The 17823-nt window shown below is 69.0% G+C and carries 15 protein-coding genes and 1 tRNA gene; 8 read left to right on the forward strand and 8 right to left on the reverse strand.

Annotation, left to right across the window (positions count from 1 at the left end; genetic code table 11):
* Positions 1-11: 11 nt before the first annotated feature.
* Together EPAKOI_RS13045 and EPAKOI_RS13050 are read right to left on the reverse strand one after the other, a co-directional pair.
* The gene (locus EPAKOI_RS13045) at positions 12-1694 is read right to left on the reverse strand and encodes a nitrite/sulfite reductase (RefSeq protein WP_423192373.1); all 1683 of its coding nucleotides are present in this window, start codon (positions 1692-1694) and stop codon (positions 12-14) included.
* 31 nt (positions 1695-1725) lie between these two features.
* Positions 1726-2499, reverse strand: coding sequence for a sulfite exporter TauE/SafE family protein (locus tag EPAKOI_RS13050; protein ID WP_124683401.1), 774 nt, complete (start codon positions 2497-2499; stop codon positions 1726-1728).
* A 173-nt stretch (positions 2500-2672) separates the two neighbouring features.
* On the opposite strand from EPAKOI_RS13050, the gene EPAKOI_RS13055 reads away from it, so the two are divergent.
* The 3 genes from EPAKOI_RS13055 to EPAKOI_RS13065 are packed head-to-tail and all read left to right on the forward strand — an operon-like array spanning position 2673 to position 5702.
* Positions 2673-3614 (forward strand): CysB family HTH-type transcriptional regulator, encoded by a 942-nt coding sequence (locus EPAKOI_RS13055; protein ID WP_124683400.1) that lies wholly within the window; start codon positions 2673-2675, stop codon positions 3612-3614.
* 22 nt (positions 3615-3636) lie between these two features.
* Positions 3637-4788, forward strand: coding sequence for a methyltransferase (locus EPAKOI_RS13060; RefSeq protein ID WP_423192374.1), 1152 nt, complete (start codon positions 3637-3639; stop codon positions 4786-4788).
* A 44-nt stretch (positions 4789-4832) separates the two neighbouring features.
* Positions 4833-5702 (forward strand): NAD(P)-dependent oxidoreductase, encoded by an 870-nt coding sequence (locus EPAKOI_RS13065; protein ID WP_124683398.1) that lies wholly within the window; start codon positions 4833-4835, stop codon positions 5700-5702.
* 15 nt (positions 5703-5717) lie between these two features.
* On the opposite strand, the gene EPAKOI_RS13070 is transcribed toward EPAKOI_RS13065, so the two are convergent.
* Complete coding sequence (locus EPAKOI_RS13070) at positions 5718-6656, reverse strand: alpha/beta hydrolase (protein WP_124683397.1); 939 nt, start codon at positions 6654-6656, stop codon at positions 5718-5720.
* 99 nt (positions 6657-6755) lie between these two features.
* On the opposite strand from EPAKOI_RS13070, the gene EPAKOI_RS13075 reads away from it, so the two are divergent.
* From EPAKOI_RS13075 to EPAKOI_RS13095, 5 genes are all read left to right on the forward strand, one after another.
* On the forward strand, positions 6756-7118 hold the full coding sequence (locus tag EPAKOI_RS13075) for an HNH endonuclease (RefSeq protein WP_423192375.1): 363 nt from the start codon (positions 6756-6758) through the stop codon (positions 7116-7118).
* A gap of 97 nt (positions 7119-7215) precedes the next feature.
* Positions 7216-7300: transfer RNA gene (locus EPAKOI_RS13080), tRNA-Leu, on the forward strand.
* A 207-nt stretch (positions 7301-7507) separates the two neighbouring features.
* Positions 7508-8257, forward strand: a complete 750-nt coding sequence (locus EPAKOI_RS13085; RefSeq protein ID WP_423192376.1) for a M48 family metallopeptidase — start codon at positions 7508-7510, stop codon at positions 8255-8257.
* A 351-nt stretch (positions 8258-8608) separates the two neighbouring features.
* On the forward strand, positions 8609-10294 hold the full coding sequence (gene aspT, locus EPAKOI_RS13090) for an aspartate-alanine antiporter (RefSeq protein ID WP_124683394.1): 1686 nt from the start codon (positions 8609-8611) through the stop codon (positions 10292-10294).
* Positions 10295-10346: 52 nt separating this feature from the next.
* Entirely contained in the window at positions 10347-11975 is a 1629-nt protein-coding gene (locus EPAKOI_RS13095) for a bifunctional aspartate transaminase/aspartate 4-decarboxylase (protein ID WP_313835256.1), read from the forward strand.
* 9 nt (positions 11976-11984) lie between these two features.
* On the opposite strand, the gene hutG is transcribed toward EPAKOI_RS13095, so the two are convergent.
* The 5 genes from hutG to hutU are packed head-to-tail and all read right to left on the reverse strand — an operon-like array spanning position 11985 to position 17795.
* Positions 11985-12806 (reverse strand): N-formylglutamate deformylase, encoded by an 822-nt coding sequence (gene hutG, locus EPAKOI_RS13100; RefSeq protein ID WP_423192377.1) that lies wholly within the window; start codon positions 12804-12806, stop codon positions 11985-11987.
* 54 nt (positions 12807-12860) lie between these two features.
* On the reverse strand, positions 12861-14270 hold the full coding sequence (locus EPAKOI_RS13105) for a formimidoylglutamate deiminase (protein WP_423192378.1): 1410 nt from the start codon (positions 14268-14270) through the stop codon (positions 12861-12863).
* On the reverse strand, positions 14267-15493 hold the full coding sequence (gene hutI, locus EPAKOI_RS13110; RefSeq protein ID WP_423192379.1) for an imidazolonepropionase: 1227 nt from the start codon (positions 15491-15493) through the stop codon (positions 14267-14269). Before hutI ends, EPAKOI_RS13105 begins: the two co-directional genes overlap by 4 nt.
* The gene (locus tag EPAKOI_RS13115; protein WP_423192380.1) at positions 15490-16092 is read right to left on the reverse strand and encodes a HutD family protein; all 603 of its coding nucleotides are present in this window, start codon (positions 16090-16092) and stop codon (positions 15490-15492) included. The genes hutI and EPAKOI_RS13115 overlap by 4 nt, the downstream gene beginning before the upstream one ends.
* A complete protein-coding gene (hutU, locus tag EPAKOI_RS13120; protein ID WP_423192381.1) occupies positions 16092-17795 on the reverse strand; it encodes a urocanate hydratase in 1704 nt (567 codons plus the stop codon). Before hutU ends, EPAKOI_RS13115 begins: the two co-directional genes overlap by 1 nt.
* Between the last annotated feature and the right edge of the window lie 28 nt (positions 17796-17823).

Consider the following 17823-nt stretch of genomic DNA (forward strand, 5'->3'; position numbering starts at 1 on the left):
TTCGGTCTCTTTCAGGCTTCGGCGCGCTCTTCGCGCTGCTTGTCGGCGTACACGCGTTCCTTGAACGGGGCGATGCCGATGCGGGCGAACGTCTCGATGAAGCGCTCGTCGCCGGCACGGTTGGCCACGAACGTGTCGATGATGCGGGTCACCACCTCGGGCATTTCCTCGGCGCTGAACGACGGGCCAATCACCTTGCCGATCGCCGACTGGTTGCCCTGGGCGCCGCCCAGCGTCACCTGGTACCACTCGGAGCCGTCCTTGTCGACGCCGAGCACGCCGATGTTGCCGACGTGGTGGTGGCCGCAGGCGTTGATGCAGCCCGAGATGTTCAGCGACACCTCGCCCAGGTCATGCACGTAGTCCAGGTCGTCAAAGCGTTCCTGGATGGCCAGCGCGATCGGGATCGACTTGGCGTTGGCCAGCGAGCAGAAGTCGCCGCCCGGGCAGGCGATGATGTCGGTCAGCAGGCCGATGTTGGCCGTGGCCAGGCCGGCCTTGCGGGCCGCTTCCCACAGCGCGAACAGGTCCTTCTTCTTCACGTCGGGCAGCACCAGGTTCTGCTCGTGCGCCACGCGCAGCTCGCCGTAGCCGTAGCGGTCGGCCAGGTCGGCCACCGCTTCCATCTGCTCGGCGGTGGCATCGCCCGGGGGCGACACGGGGCCCGGCTTGGTCGACAGCGTCACCGACGCGTAGCCCGTCACGCGGTGCGCGCGCACATTGCGGCTGACCCAGCGGGCGAACGCCTTGTTCTCCAGCAGGTGCTTCTCGAACGACGCGTCGGTGTCCGGCAGCTTTTCATAGGCGGGCGGCTGGAAGTACTGGGCCACGCGGTCGAACTCGGCCTGCGTCAGCGTGCCGGGGCCGTCCTTGCTGAACTGCCACTCTTCTTCCACCTCGGCGGCGAACTTCTCGGCGCCGATGGCCTTCACCAGGATCTTGATGCGGGCCTTGTACTTGTTGTCGCGGCGGCCGTAGCGGTTGTAGACGCGGATGGCGGACTCGACGTAGGTCAGCATGTGCTGCCACGGCAGGTCTTCCTTGATGATCGTGCCCAGGATCGGCGTGCGGCCCAGGCCGCCACCGGCCAGGATGCGCAGGCGCGTCTCGCCGTCGGCGTTCTTGTACGCGTAGATGCCGATGTCGTGCATCTGCACCACGGCGCGGTCGTCCTGACTGGCCGAGATGGCAATCTTGAACTTGCGCGGCAGGAACGCGAATTCCGGCTGGAACGTGCTCCACTGGCGCAGCAGTTCGGCCAGCACGCGCGGGTCCACGGACTCGTCCGGGGTCACGCCCGCGAACTGGTCGGTCGTGATGTTGCGCACGCAGTTGCCCGAGGTCTGGATGCCGTGCATTTCCACGCTGGCCAGTTCCGCCAGCACGTTGGGCACCTGCTCCAGCTCCATCCAGTTGTACTGGATGTTCTGGCGCGTGGAGAAATGGCCATAGCCGCGGTCGTACTTGCGGGCGATGTGGGCCAGCATGCGGAGCTGCTTCGACGCCAGCAGGCCGTACGGAATGGCCACGCGCAGCATGTAGGCGTGGCGCTGCATGTACAGGCCGTTCTGCAGCCGCAGCGGCAGGAACTCTTCCTCGGTCAGCTCGCCCGACAGGCGGCGGCGCACCTGGTCGCGGAATTGCGCGACACGTTCCTGGACGATGCGCTGGTCGTATTGATCGTACTGATACATGGTGTGGGTCCGTTCAGTATTCGTTGGATGCTTAGGAAACGAGCTTGATGGCGACGAGCGTCAGCGTGGTCGCCAGTGCGGCGCGCACGAGCCGCTCGGGCAGCGCCCGCGACAGTTGGGCGCCCAGCCAGATGCCGGGGATCGATCCCACCAGCAGCGCCAGCAGCAGATTCCAGTCGACGGTGCCAAGCCACACGTGGCCCAGCCCGGCCACGGCCGTGAGCGGCACGGCGTAGGCGATATCGGTGCCGGCCACCTCGGCCGGCTTCATATGGGGGTACAGCAGCAGGATCAGCGTGGCGCCCACGGCACCGGCGCCAATCGACGAGACCGTCACCAGCACGCCGATCACGGCGCCCACGACGATCGTGGCCACCACCTGGCGGCGGCCTTCCAGCTGGTAGCGCGGGTTGCGTTCCAGCCACGCCAGCATCTGCTTGCGGAACAGCAGCGACAGCACGGTCAGCAGCACGGAGACGCCAATCGTCACGCGGATGGCATGCAGCCACTGGGCGTTCAGCTCGCCGGCACTCTTGAGCACCAGGATGGCGGCCAGCGCGGCCGGCAGGCTGCCGATGCACAGGCGGCGCACCACCTGCCACTGCACGTGGCCGTGCGCGCGGTGCGCGATCGTGCCGAACCCCTTGGTAATGGAGGCGAAGGCCAGGTCGGTGCCCACGGCCGTGGCCGGGGAGAAGCCGAACAGCAGCGTCAGCAGCGGCGTCATGAGCGAGCCGCCACCTACCCCGGTCAGACCAACCAGGATACCTACCAGCAGACCGGAAACGGTGAAAGCCAGGGACATCGGGGACGCTTATCGGGTTGCGCCTGCCGCCGGTGGTGCCGGCGCCACCTTCTTCAGGCGGGCCGCGGACGCAATTCGGGCAGGCGAACGTTTAACAAAGTTCGAGAATCGTAATAAACTCGCCTCATATCTCAAACTAATAAGAAGTTGTTTGTTTATACGAGCGAAGTTATATGAATCTCCACCAGTTTCGCTTCGTGCGTGAGGCCGTCCGGCAGAACTTCAACCTGACGGAAGCGGCAAAAGCGCTTTATACATCACAGCCCGGCGTGTCGAAGGCCATCATCGAGCTTGAGGAAGAGCTGGGTGTCGATATCTTCACCCGGCATGGCAAGCGCATCCGCAGCCTCACCGAGCCGGGCCGCCGCATCCTGGTGTCCGTCGAGAAGATCCTGCAGGAAGTGGAAAGCCTGAAGCGGGTGGGCAAGGACTACGCCGCGCAGGACCAGGGCAACTTCACCATTGCCACGACCCACACGCAGGCCCGCTACGCGCTGCCGCGCGTGATTGCCGAGTTCACCAAGCGCTACCCGAAGGTGCGGCTGTCGATCCAGCAGGGCACGCCGGTGCAGATTGCCGACATGATCCTGCACGACCAGGCCGACATCGGCATCGCCACCGAAGGCATCTCCAGCGACAAGGCGCTGGTGTCCCTGCCCGGCTACCAGTGGCAGCATATGGTGATTACGCCACCTGACCACCCGCTGCTGGAAAAGAAGCACCTGACGCTGGAAGACCTGGCGACCTACCCGCTGATCACCTATGACGTGAACTTCGCCGGCCGGCCCAAGATCGACAAGGCGTTCGCGCTGCGTCACCTGGAAGCCGACATCGTGCTGGAAGCCATCGACGCCGACGTGATCAAGACCTACGTCGAGATTGGCCTGGGCATCGGCATCGTGGCCGGGCTGGCCTTCGACCCCGAGCGCGACCGCAACCTGCGCGGCCTGCCCGCCGGCCACCTGTTCGGCACCAATGTCACGCACCTGGCCGTCAAGCAGGGCGCCTACCTGCGCAGCTTCGTCTATACCTTCATCGAACTGTTCTCGCCGACCCTGAACCGCAAGCTCGTGGAGCAGGCGATGTCCGGCGACCACGAGGCTTACGAGCTGTAAGCCGGCCCTCCTCTATATAGATATGTCCGTATCCGATTCCCCTCCCCGCCTCCACTGGTCCGAGGACGGCGCCGAGCGCAGCGCGCTGTGGCGGTCCGAAGCCGGCCTGCCGCCGCCCCGGCGCGTGGTGGTGGCCGACGACCAGATGGCGGCCGATACCGCCTACCGGCTGGCCAGCGAAGGCACCGCGCTGCTCTGGCGCGGCGACTTCCAGAACGCGCGCCAGTTGCTGCAGGCCATGGCGCGGCGCGTCGACCGCAAACCCCAGCGCAAGGCGCGGGGCGGCGCCCAGGCACCGGCCAGCCTGACCGAAGCCTTCCACAAGCACCGGCTGGCCCAGTCCCAGCGCGCCCGCACGCTGGGCATGCTGCTGCTGCCGTTCGAGCCCGGCCACGTGGTGCCGCTGCGCCGGGCACCCGACGTACAACAGGCCTGCGAGCAGGTCTACGGCCCGGCCGATGCCCCCTACGTGGCGTCGATGCGCGAGCTGCTGGGCCTGATCGGCGCCTACGAGTGGCGCCGCAAGGGCGTGGAGATTCCGCTGCTGGGCGACCGCATCCATCCGTGGTACGGCGTGTTCTCGCCGGCGCGCGGCGAGTACCTGGAACTGGTGGCGCGGCAGGACCTGCCGTCGAAGGCGCTGGCCTTCGACGTCGGCACCGGTACCGGCGTGCTGGCGGCGCTGCTCGCGCAGCGCGGCGTCCGGCGCGTGGTCGGCACCGACCAGGACCCCCGGGCGCTGGCCTGCGCGCGCGAGAACATCGACCGGCTGGGCCTGGCGCAGCACGTGGAGATTGTCGACGCCAACCTGTTCCCCGAAGGCCGCGCGCCGCTGATCGTCTGCAACCCGCCGTGGGTGCCGGCGCGGCCGAGTTCGCCCATCGAGCACGCCGTGTTCGATCCGGACAGCCGCATGCTGCGTGGCTTCCTGGACGGGCTGGCGGCGCACCTGGAACCGGGCGGCCAGGGCTGGCTGATCCTGTCCGACTTTGCCGAGCACCTGGGCCTGCGCACGCGCGACGAGCTGCTGGGATGGATCGACGCAGCCGGGCTCAAGGTGCTGGGCCGTGCCGACATCCGCCCCAAGCATCCCAAGTCCACCGACGCCGATGACCCGCTGCACGCGGCCCGCAAGGCCGAGGTGACGTCGCTGTGGCGGCTGGCCGCGAAGTAGCGCCACCCCCCAAGACCCACCCGAGACCACCCGAGGAAGCATTGATGACTACCGTGGCTTTTATCGGCCTGGGCGCCATGGGCGCGCCGATGGCCGGTCACCTGATCCGCGCCGGGCACACCGTGCGCGCCTTCGTCCGCCGCCCCGAGGCCGCCGACGCGGCGCGCGCGCTGGGCGCCGAACCGTTCTTCACGCCGGCCGAGGCCGCACGCGGCGCCGAGGTGGTGTTCACCAACGTCACCTCGTCCGAGGATGTCCGTGAGGTGCTGCTGGGCCGCGACGGCGTGATCGAAGGCGCCGCGCCGGGCACGATCTGCGTCGACCACAGCACGATCTCGCCCATCGTCACGCGCGAGATTGCCCAGGCGCTGGCCGCGCGCGGCATCGCGGCGCTTGACTGCCCGGTCTCGGGCGGCACGATGGGCGCGCAGGCCGGCACGCTGACGATCATGGTCGGCGGCAAGGCCGAGCATCTGGAGCGGGTACGCCCGCTGCTGGCATGCATCGGCAAGACCATCACCCATATCGGCGACCACGGCGCCGGCCAGGTGGCCAAGCTCTGCAACCAGATCGCGCAGGTGGTGAACATCGAGGGGATCGCCGAGGCCATGCGCTTTGCGGGCGCCCAGGGCGTGGATACCGGCAAGGTGTTCCAGGCGCTGTCGACCGGCTTTGCCGGCAGCCGCATGCTGGACATGATGGGACCGAAGATGGTGGCGCGCGACTTTGGCGCCGGCATCGAATCGCGGCTGCATGCCAAGGACTTCGGGCTGGCCGCCGACATCGCCGGCGAGATCGGCCTGGACCTGCCCGCCATGCGTGCCACGGCCGCCCAGCTGGACACGCTGATGGCCCAGGGCTGGGGCAAGGACGATACGTCGTCGCTGCTGAAGGTGCTGGAAATCAAGCCCTAGGACGATGCCGCCGGCTCAGACCCCGGCGATCATCCCCAGCAGCGCGCGCGACAGCGCGCTGTCGTCGCGCATCAGGTCGTCCATCACATTGAAATGGTGGCGGCCGGCCAGCACGATGTCCTCGCGCACGTTGGCCGGCCACGCAGCGCGGATCAGCGCGTGCTGGCGGTGGTACTCGCTCGACTCCAGCGCCCCGACCGCCGTGATCAGCGGCGCGGCCGTGGCCGGCGCCATGAACGCCGGCGACAGGCGCGCCACTTCAGCCTCGGTCAGTTGCAGGTCGGCCTGCAGGAAATCGGCGCGGCGCAGCGGTTCCAGGTCGTAGATCCCGCTGATCGACAGGCCGCCCTTGATCAGGTCCACCGGCAGGTCACCGCCGAACTGCGGCCAGAGCGCCGCCATCAGCATCGTCACAAGGTGCCCGCCCACCGAATGGCCGGCCAGGAAGATCCGGTTGCGATCGTGGCCCAGCCGGTCGGCCTCGCGGTACAGCCACGCCACCGACTGCATCACCTGCCAGACGATGGTTTCCACGCTCACGGCCGGGCACAGCGCGTAGTTGACCACGGCCACCGACACCCCGCGCCGCGTGGGCACGTTGGCGACGAAGCTGTGGTCGTGCTTGTCCAGCGCGCGGAAGTAGCCCCCGTGCAGGAACACCAGCAGCGGCGGCGCGTCGTCGTCGCGCAGCGCGGCCGGGAAGTAGTCGAGCGTCTCGGTGGCGGCAAGTGGCGAATCGGTATCGCCGTAGTTCAGGTTCTCGAAGTACGTGACCATGCCGGCCCGAGCTAGTGCCGAATCCGCCGCCCAGCGGGCCATGTGCATGGCATTGTCCGGTACATTGGCGCGGTTGTTGTACGCCTTGGCGTAGAACGCGGGGTCCTGGGACGGCAACGCCGCCAGGCTGGCAAGGCTGGCGGCGGGCGTGGCATCGAGGGTCGGCTGGGCGGACATGGCTCTCGGCTCCGGGTGGATTCGGTGCGGCACCGCGTGGGGCGGTTGCGCGCTATCCTACCGCAACTGCCAGACCCCCCGTTTTCACCGGACCCCCGCATGGTCGTCAAGCGCCGGCTGCGCGCCGGCAAGGTTTCGCAACCGGGCCCGCCCGATGTCGCGCCCGCCCCGGCCGCCGCCACGTGCCCGCTGTGCGGCCGGCCGCTGCTCGACGACGCCAGCACCGACCTGCACCATCCCGTGCCACGCAGCCGGGGCGGCCGGACCGTCGTGGCCATGCACCGGGTCTGCCATCAGAAGATCCACTCGGTCTTCACCGAGACCGAACTGGCCACCACGTGGCACGACTGGGACGCGCTGCGCGCCCACCCGGCCATGGCCGACTTCATCCGCTGGATCGCCCGCAAGCCGCCCGGCTTCTACGACCGCAGCCGCACCACCAACGCCCGGCGCGGACGCTAGGCGCGGCCCGGCGCGCGGTTGTCCGGCCCGGTGAATTCCGGCATAATCCGCGATTCATCAGCGCGCGATGGGCAGTCCAGGCCATCGCCCAGCCCATGCCCGGGTGGTGAAACAGGTAGACGCAGGGGACTCAAAATCCCCCGCCGCAAGGCGTGTCGGTTCGAGTCCGACCCCGGGCACCATCTCCCGCGCCATCCGGCGCGCCCCCCGGCCGTCCTGGCCACCGTAACGCCCCCGCCGTCCCGCAGCCTTCGCGATGCCGCACGTCCGCATCCCCCCGTGCAGCCCCTGCCTTGTCAGACATAAACCACTGGCCCGCGCGCCCGTCGATGCTTATCCTTCACGCAGCGCCTCCGTCACAACAACGACTTGATTTCAGGGAACCGAAGATGAATCGCCTTACTGCTACTGCCGCGGCCTTGGGTTGCGCGGCGCTGCTGGCCGGCTGCGCTGGTGCCAACATGGACAGCCTGACCCAGGCCGGCGGCAGCCTGTTTTCGGCGGCGTCGCTGACCGACGCCAACGTCAAGCAGCTTTCCGACCAGTCCTGCGCCGAGATGGACAAGAAGAACCAGGTGGCCCCGGCCGACAGCACCTACGCCAAGCGGCTGGTCAACGTCATGAGCGGGCTCAAGAACACCGGGCTGCCGCTGGACGCCAAGGTCTACATGACCAAGGACGTCAACGCCTGGGCCATGGCCAACGGCTGCGTGCGCGTGTACAGCGGGCTGATGGACATGATGACCGACGACGAGGTGCGCGGCGTGCTGGGCCACGAGATCGGCCACGTGGCGCTGGGCCATACCAAGCGCGCCATGCAGGTGGCCTACACCACGGCGGCCGCGCGCGGGCTGCTGGGGTCCACCGGCAACGCCACGCTCACCGCGCTGTCGTCGTCGCAGATCGGCGAGCTGGGCGAGACCTTCGTCAATGCGCAGTTCTCGCAACGTCAGGAAAGCGAGGCCGACGACTACTCGTTCGACCTGCTGACCAAGAACGGCGCCAAACGCCAGGCGCTGGTCACGGCGTTCCAGAAGCTGGCCAAGCTCGATGGCGGCAAGTCGAGCATGCTCAGCTCGCACCCGGGCTCCGAGGCCCGCGCCAAGCACATCCAGGACCGGCTCAACAGCGGCAAGTAACGCGCCCGCCGCCCCCCGCCCGGCCACCGTCGCGTGGCCGGCGCCCCCTCCCTTCCCCGCTCATCCCCCTGTTTTCTGAACGCGTTTAATACGCGTCACCAAAAGCTTTCAGTACGCGCCACGGCGCGGCGTACCGATAATGCCTCACGCCTGCGGAGCTTCCGCAAGGCGGCTACACGATTCCCTACGCCATCTCCAATGTCCTGCTGCCATTTGCTCGGCCCGGTTGCCGTCGCCATGGCCGGCGCCCTCGCCACGGTGCCGAAGTAGCTGTGCCCCGCAGGCCGGGCGGGCTGCCGCAGCGCTCGCCGGTCCGCGCCCCTTCAGCCTTTGTTTCGCAGAGGAGTTTCCATGGACTGGTTGCACACCATCTTTCAGAAATCGCCCGAGTCGGCGCTGTTCCTGTCGCTGGCCATCGGCTACGCGATCGGCAAGATCACGTTCGGCAAGTTCCAGCTTGGCGGGGTGGCCGGGTCGCTGCTGGCGGCCGTGATCATCAGCCAGGTGGGCGTGGAGATCGACAACGGCGTCAAGGCCGTGATGTTCGCGGTCTTCATCTACGCCGTGGGCTACGAGAGCGGCCCGCAGTTCTTCAACTCGCTGAACCGCAATTCGCTGCGCGAGATCGCCATGGCCGTGTTCATGGCCCTGGCGGGGCTTGTCACGGTCGTGGTGCTGGCCAAGATCTTCAACCTCGACAAGGGCATCGCGGCGGGGCTGGCGGCCGGCGGCATGACGCAGTCGGCCATCATCGGCACGGCCGGCGACGCCATCACCAAGCTCGGCCTGCCGCCCGACCAGGTCAAGATCCTGCAGGCCAACGTGGCCATCGGCTATGCGGTGACCTACGTGTTCGGATCGCTGGGCGCCATCATCGTCTGCGTCAACATCCTGCCGCGCTTCATGAAGGCGGACCTGAAGACCGACGCCAAGAAGGTGGAGGCGGCCATGCACGGCGGCCTGCCGCAGTTCGGGCCAGGCCAGTTCGGCGCACTGCCGCGGCTGGTGGGGCGGCTGTTCCGCGTGACCGCGGCGGCCGGCAAGACGGTCAAGGACATCGAGGTGGGCGGCGAGGACCTGATCACCGTGGAAAAGGTGCAGCGCGCCGGCAAGGTGATCGAATTCGGCCAGGACACCGTGCTGGAGGCCGGCGACATCGTGCTGCTGGTGGGCCGCCGCGACGCCATGGTGCCGACCGCGCTGGTGATTGGCGACGAGGTGGCCGACGCCGACGGCATGGGCATGGTGATGCAGACGCGCCGCGCGGTCTTTACGCGCAAGGGGCTCAACAACAAGCCGCTGGGCGAGATCGTGGCCAACGTAAGCCGCGAGATGCGCCACGGCGTGTACCTGGAGCGGATCGAGCGCTACGACCATCCGCTGCCGATCCTGCCCGACCTGAAGCTCCAGCACGGCGACATCATCACGTTCTACGGCACCCCGGCCGACACCAAGCGCGCCGCCGAGCGCGCCGGCTATGAGCTGGTGCCCAGCGAGAAGACCGACTTTGTCTACTTCGGCGCCGGCGTGCTGGTGGGGCTGCTGATCGGCCTGCTGGTGGTGCGGATCGGGTCGATCCCGCTCACGCTGGGCGCCGGCGGCGGCGCGCTGCTGTCCGGGCTGGTGTTCGGTTGGGCGCGGTCCAAGCACCCGATGTACGGCGCCATGCCCACGGCGGCCTGCCAGTTGCTGAAGGACTTTGGCCTGGCCGCGTTCGTGGCCATCGTCGGCATCAACTCCGGCCTGCAGGCCGTGGACACGCTGCGCCACAGCGGCGTGACCATCTTCCTGCTGGGCGCCGTGGTCACGCTGCTGCCGCTGTTCCTGACGATGTTCTTCGGCCGCTACGTGCTCAAGTACGACAACGCCGCGCTGCTGGCCGGCGCGCTGTCGGGCTCGCGCAGTGCCAACCCGGCCTTCGGCGGCATCCTCGACAAGGCCGAAAGCCCCGTGCCGACCGTGCCGTTCGCCATTACCTATGCCCTGGCCAACGTCCTGCTGACGCTGCTTGGCCCCCTGGTCGTCGGCTTTGTCTGATGGCCGTTTCCTGATGCCTCATCGAACACGGATTCCCGAAAGGAGCAATGCCATGAGCAAACCGGACTTGTCCACGCTGTCCAGCCTGTCGCCGTTCGAACTGAAGGACGAACTGATCAAGCTGGCCAGCAGCGATGCCAACCGCCTGATGCTGAACGCGGGCCGTGGCAACCCGAACTTCCTGGCCACCGTGCCGCGCCACGGCTTCTGGCAGCTTGGCCTGTTTGCGATGCGCGAGTCGGAGCGCTCGTTCCAGTACATGCCCGAGGGCGTGGGCGGATTCCCGCGCCGCGACGGCATCGAGGAACGTTTCGACCTGTTCGCGCGCGAGAACCAGGAGGTACCGGGCGTGAAGTTCCTGGCCGGCGCGGTGTCGTACGTGCGCGACCAGCTCGGCCTGAGCGCCGCCGACTTCCTGTACGAGATGTGCGAGGGCATCCTGGCCTGCAACTACCCGGTGCCGGACCGCATGCTCAAGCTGAGCGAGGTGATCGTCGGCCAGTACATCCGCAGGGAGATGATCGGCAAGCACCCGTTCATCGGCGAGTTCGACCTGTTCGCCGTGGAAGGCGGCACGGCGGCCATGACCTACCTGTTCAACTCGATGCGCGAGAACCACATGCTCAAGGCCGGCGACAAGATCGCGCTGGGCATGCCGATCTTCACGCCGTACATCGAGATCCCGGAGCTGAACGACTACCAGCTCGTGGAGCTGTCGATCGACGCCGACCCCGAGTCGCGCTGGCAGTACTCGAACCAGGAGCTGGACAAGCTGCGCGACCCCAGCGTCAAGGCGTTCTTCCTGGTCAACCCGAGCAACCCGCCGTCCGTGCGGATGAGCGACGAGAGCCTGGAATACCTGGCGTCGATCATCGAGGAGCGGCCCGACCTGATCATCCTGACCGACGACGTCTACGGCACCTTTGCCGACGACTTCGTCTCGCTGTTCGCGCTTTGCCCGCGCAACACAATCCTGGTCTACTCGTTCTCGAAGTACTTTGGCGCCACGGGCTGGCGGCTGGGCGTGATCGCCACCCACCGCGACAACATCTTCGACGAGAAGCTGGCCCAGCTGCCCGAGGACCAGCGCAAGGGACTGCACAAGCGCTACAACTCGATCACCACCACGCCGGACACGCTCAAGTTCATCGACCGCATCGTGGCCGACAGCCGCACCGTGGCGCTGAACCACACGGCGGGGCTGTCCACGCCGCAGCAGGTGCAGATGGTGCTGTTCTCGCTGTTCTCGCTCATGGACACGCCGGACGCCTACAAGCAGGCGATGAAGCGGCTGATCCGCAGCCGCAAGGCCGCGCTGTTCAGGGAGATCGGCATCGCCCCCGAGGACGCCGCCGACCCGAACGTGGTGGATTACTACACGCTGCTCGACATCGAACAGCTCGGCGGCAAGGCGCTGGGGCCCGAGTTCGTGAAATGGGTGCTGTCGTCGACCGAACCCACCGAACTGCTGTTCCGCCTGGCCGAGGAAGCCGGCGTGGTGCTGCTGCCGGGCCGCGGCTTCGGCACGCGCCACCCGTCGGGGCGCGTGTCGCTGGCCAACCTCAACGAGTCCGACTACGCCAAGATCGGCAAGTCGATCCGCAAGCTGTTCGAGGACTACGTGGAGCGGTACAACCAGGCCACCGGCAGCAAGGCCGACAAGAACGTGACCAAGAAGTAGGCCGCCGGCTCAGCGCGCCTCGACGAACGCCAGCACCGTCTCCAGCATCTGCCGGATGGCTGGGCGGATGTTGGCGGCCCTGGCTTCGTCGTACGCGAACGGGTAGACCTCTTCCATGTACGACGATTGCGTCTGCTCCAGCTGCACGGCGTGCACGCCGGCGGCCGGGTTGCCGTACTGGCGCGTGATGTAGCCGCCCTTGAAGCGGCCGTTCAGCGCCGCCGTATGGTTGGGCACGGCGCTGGCGATGTCGAACAGGCTGGCGGCCAGTTCGGGGTCGCAGCTCTTGCCGTCGGCGGTGCCCAGGTTGAAGTCGGTCAGCTTGCCTTCGAAGAAGCGCGGCAGCACCGAGCGGATCGAGTGGGCGTCCCAGAGCGCGATCGTGCCGTGGGCGTCGCGCAGGCGCTGCAGTTCGGCCTGCAGCGCGTTGTGGTACGGATGCCAGATCGCGTCGCGGCGCAGCGCGATCTCGGCGTCGTCGGGGCCGGGCTCGCCGTCGGCGTAGACCGGCGTCTTGTCGAACGTGTCCACCGGGCACAGGCCCGTGGTGTCCTGACCGGGGTACAGGTTGGCGTTGTCGGGCGGGCGGTTCAGGTCGACGACGTAGCGCGAATGCGTGGCCATCAGGATCGACGCGCCCAGGTCGCGCGCAAAGTCGTACAGGCGGTCCATGTGCCAGTCGGTGTCGGGCACGGTGCGGGCCTCGGGCGTCAGGCGCGCGGCCAGCCCGGCGGGTACGTGGGTGCCGACGTGCGGCATCGACACCAGCAGCGGGCGCGTGCCGCGATGCAGCGTGAAGGCGGGAGTATCGGTGCGGAAGGAGGAGGACATCGTGGGGGCTTTGTGTCTCTGAGGCTTTTGTAACGAGGACGGGCCGGCGGCGCGTCAGTCCGCCAGCAGCCGGGCGCGCGCCTCGGCGAACAACCGGCCCGCATCGGCCTGATCCCGATGCACGCCGTGCTGCACGCGGCACGTGCCACCCGTGCGGACTTCCGCTAGTGTCTCATGCCCGTGGCTGGCGAACACGTGGGTCGCCAGCGCCCTGGGGCCATCCAGCCCGGCCAGCGTCGGGTGCTGGCCGTCCAGCACGATGAAGTCGGCACGCTGGCCTGCCGCCAGCCCGGCCACCGGCCGCGCCGCGGCCTGCGCGCCGCCGGACACCGCTTCCAGCCACAGCCGGTCCGCCACCTGCGGGTGCGCGGCCGACGCCAGCACGTTGCGGCGCTGCAGGCCCAGCCGCTGGCCGTATTCGAACGTGCGCAGTTCCTCGGCCACGCTGACGCTGGCATGGCTGTCCGATCCGATGCCCCACGCGCCCTGCTGCGCCAGGTACGGCGCGGCGTCGAACACGCCATCGCCCAGGTTGGCCTCGGTGGTCGGGCAGATGCCGGCCACCGCGCCGCTGCGCGCCAGCCGGCGCCGCTCGTCCCAGTCCATGTGCGTGGCGTGCACCAGGCACCAGCGCGCGTCCACGGACGCATGGTCGAGCAGCCATTGCACGGGCCGCACGCCGGTGGCCGCCAGGCAGTCGTCCACCTCCTTCTGCTGCTCGGCGATGTGGATATGCACCGGCGCCGTGGCGTCCATTGCGTGCAGCGCGGCCACGGCCTGCGCCAGGCTGCGCGGCGGCACCGCGCGCAGCGAATGCGGCGCCAGCCCCAGCCGCGCGCCATAGGCGGCGCAGTGCGGCGCCAGCCGTTCCAGCAGCGCCAGCATGGCATCGGTATCGTGCAGAAAGCGGCGCTGGTCGGCCTGCGCGGGCTGCTCGCCAAAGCCGGCGGTCTGGTACAGCACCGGCAGCAGCGTCATGCCGATACCGGCGGCCTGCGCGGCGCGCAGCAGCCGCAGCGACATTTCGGCCCGGTCGGCATAGGGCCGGCCGTCCGGATCATGGTGGACGTAGTGGAATTCGCAGACGCTGGTATAGCCCGCGCGCAGCATTTCGATATAGAGCTGCGTGGCGATGGCTTCCAGCGCATCGGGCCCCACGCGCAGCGCAAAGCGGTACATCAGCGTGCGCCAGCTCCAGAACGAATCGGCGCCGGCCGGATCGTCGCCGTCGGGCGACACGGTGCGGTACTCCGTCAGCCCGGCAAACCCGCGCTGGAACGCATGCGAGTGCAGGTTCGGCATGCCCGGCAGCACCGGCCCCGCCGCCTGCGGCACGCCGGGCGCGGGTGCGGCGCCGGCCGTCACGCTGGTGAACGCGCCCTGCGCGTCCCATGCCAGCAGCACGTCGCGGGCCCAGCCATCGGGCAGCAGCGCGTCGCGCGCGAACAGTTGGCCGGCGCTCATCGGAACACCCTGCCCTGCCGCACCACGCCGGCAGACGGATTGCGGCCGAACCAGTACGCGAGTTCCGCCGGCGATGCCACGCGCCAGAGCGCAAAGTCGGCGGCGCGGCCGGGGGCCAGGCAGCCATGCCGGTCGGCCGCGCCCAGCGCACGCGCGGCGTGCGTGGTGACGCCGGCCAGTACCTCCGGCACGGTCATGCGGAACAGCGTGCAGGCCATGTTCATCATCAGCAGCAGCGACGTGGTGGGCGACGTGCCCGGGTTGTGGTCGGTCGAGATGGCGACCGGCACGCCGTACTGGCGCAGCAGCGCCAGCGGCGGCAGGTGCGTGTCGCGCAGGAAGTAGTAGGCGCCGGGCAGCAGCACGGCCACGGTGCCGGCCTGGGCCATCGCGGCCACGCCGGCTTCGTCCAGGTGTTCGAGATGGTCGGCCGACAGCGCGCGGTGCCGCGCGGCCAGCGCCGCGCCGCCCAGGTTGCTCAGCTGTTCGGCATGGAGCTTGACCGGCAGCCCGTGGCGCGCGGCGGCGTCGAACACGCGCGCGGTCTGCGCCGGCGAGAAGCCGATGCCCTCGCAGAACGCATCCACCGCGTCGACCAGCCCCTCTTCGGCCAGTGCCGGCAGCATCGTGCCGCAGACCAGCTCGATATAGTCGTCGGCGCGCCCCGCGTACTCGGGCGGCAGCGCGTGGGCACCCAGGAACGTGGTGTGGACGGTCACGCCGAATGCTTCGCCCAGTTGCCGCGCCACGCGCAACTGCTTGCGCTCGGCGTCCAGCGACAGCCCGTAGCCGGACTTGATCTCGATGGCCGTCACGCCCTCGGCCAGCAGCGCCTGCAGCCGCACGGCCGACTGCGCGAACAGCGTGGCCTCGTCGGCCTCGCGCGTGGCGCGCACGGTGGACACGATGCCGCCGCCGGCGCGCGCGATGTCCTCGTAGCTGGCGCCGGCCAGCCGCATCGCGAACTCGTCAGCCCGCTGGCCACCGTAGACCAGGTGCGTGTGGCAATCGACCAGCCCAGGCGTGATCCACGCCCCGCCGGCGTCGTGGCGGTCCAGGTGCGCAAAGTCGCCCGGCAGCGCGGCGTGCGCGCCGATCCAGGCCACCCGGCCATGCTCGACGACCAGCGCGCCGTCGCGGATCGCGCGGTCCGGGTCGCCATCGGGCAGCAGGTGGCAGTGATGCCAGACGCCGTCGGCGGACGGCGCGTCGTGGATGTTCATCGGTCCCGCTCCCCAAGCAAGGTCACGCGCAGGCACAGCGCGGAAGGTTCGGCCGGTTGCCAGGCGATGGCCGGCAGGCCGGCAGGCACCAGCAGGCCCGCACCGGCCGCCAGCCGCTGGCCGTCGCCGGCCTGCCACGCGCCGCGCAACGCCAGCAGCAGCACGGTGGCATCGGCGCCATCGGCCCCGTCGACCGACTCGGTCGTGAATGGCGCATGCATCGTCGATAGGTGGGCGCGACAGGTGCCGCGCCGGGTCATCACGTTGAAGTCGCGCGTGGGGCCGTCCACCAGCGTGGCGTGCACGGCCGTGTCGCCGGAGAACGCGAACGGCTCGCCCACGCGCACGAGCTTGTGGCAGAACGAGTCGTCGTGCGCCTGCAGGTGCACGCCCGCGCCTTCCATCAGCACGATCTGGCGGTCGATGCCCGGAAAGGCCGAGAACGGCCCGTCCGTGGCGATGTCGGCCACGCTGATCCGCCAGTCGAAGGTGTCCATGCCCGCGCCGGGCGGCCACACGGCAATCTCGCGCGTGCTGCCGCCACCGTTCTTCCACGGCGTGGGCGCGATGGCGTCCAGCGTGAACGGCGTGGCGCGCATCAGCGGTTCACCATCGGCAGGTTCAGGCCCTTTTCCTGCGCGCAGGCGATGGCGATGTCGTAGCCCGCGTCGGCATGGCGCATCACGCCCGTGGCCGGGTCGTTCCAGAGCACGCGCGCGATGCGGCGGTCGGCGGCCTCGGTGCCGTCGCAGACGATGACCACGCCGGCGTGCTGCGAGAACCCCATGCCCACGCCGCCGCCGTGATGCAGGCTGACCCACGTGGCGCCGCCGGCCGTGTTCAGCAGCGCGTTGAGCAGCGGCCAGTCGGACACCGCGTCGGACCCATCGCGCATCGCTTCGGTCTCCCGGTTCGGCGACGCCACCGAGCCGCAATCCAGGTGGTCGCGCCCGATCACGACCGGTGCCTTCAGTTCGCCGTTGCGCACCATCTCGTTGAACGCCAGCCCGGCGCGGTGGCGCTCGTCCAGCCCCACCCAGCAGATGCGCGACGGCAGGCCCTGGAACGCGATGCGGTCCCGCGCCATGTCCAGCCAGCGGTGCAGCGGCTTGTCGTCCGGGAACAGCTCTTTCATCCTGGCGTCGGTCTTGTAGATGTCCTCGGGGTCGCCCGACAGCGCCACCCAGCGGAACGGCCCCTTGCCACGGCAGAACAGCGGGCGGATATAGGCCGGCACGAAGCCGGGGAAGTCGAACGCGTTCTGCACGCCTTCCTCGAACGCCACCTGGCGGATGTTGTTGCCGTAGTCGACGGTCGGCACGCCCATCTGCTGGAAGGCCAGCATCGCCCGCACGTGCTTGACGATGGACTGGCGCGCGGCGGCCTCGACGGCCTTCGGGTCGCGCACGCGCAGGTCTTCCCACTGCGCGACAGTCCAGCCTTCGGGCAGGTAGCCGTTGATGACGTCGTGCGCCGACGTCTGGTCGGTCACGATGTCCGGCCGCATGCCGCCAGCCTGCGCCCGGCGCGCCAGTTCCGGGACGATCTCGGCCGCGTTGCCGAGCAGGCCCACCGAGATGGCCTGGCCCTGCCGGGTGGCCGATTCGATCATCGCCAGCGCCTCGTCGAGCGTGGTGGCCTTCTTGTCCAGGTAGCGCGTGCGGATGCGGAAGTCGATGCGCGACTCCTGGCACTCGATCGCCAGCACGCACGCGCCGGCCAGCACGCCGGCCAGCGGCTGCGCGCCGCCCATGCCGCCCAGCCCGGCGGTCAGGATCCACTTGCCGGTCAGGTCGCCGCCATAGTGCTGGTTGCCGGCCTCGACGAACGTCTCGAACGTGCCCTGCACGATGCCCTGCGTGCCGATGTAGATCCACGAGCCGGCCGTCATCTGGCCGAACATCATCAGCCCGGCGCGGTCCAGTTCGTTGAACTTGTCCCAGGTGGCCCAGTGCGGCACGAGGTTGGAGTTGGCGATCAGCACGCGCGGGGCGTCGGCATGGGTGCGGAACACGCCCACCGGCTTGCCCGACTGCACCAGCAGCGATTCGTCCTCGCCCAGCCGGCGCAGGCTGTCCAGGATGGCGTCGAAGCATTCCCAGTTGCGCGCGGCCTTGCCGATGCCGCCGTAGACCACCAGGTCCTGCGGGCGCTCGGCCACGTCGGGGTCGAGGTTGTTCTGGATCATGCGGTACGCGGCCTCGATCAGCCAGTTCTTGCAGTGAAGCTGGCTGCCGCGCGGGGCGCGGATCTCGCGCTGGCCGCGCGCGGTGTCGGTGAATTGGCGTTCGTTGGCGTTCATGGCGGTCTCGTGTCTCTGCGAAGGGGTT

The organism is Cupriavidus sp. H18C2 (assembly GCF_049393795.1).
Classification (GTDB): domain Bacteria; phylum Pseudomonadota; class Gammaproteobacteria; order Burkholderiales; family Burkholderiaceae; genus Cupriavidus; species Cupriavidus pauculus_C.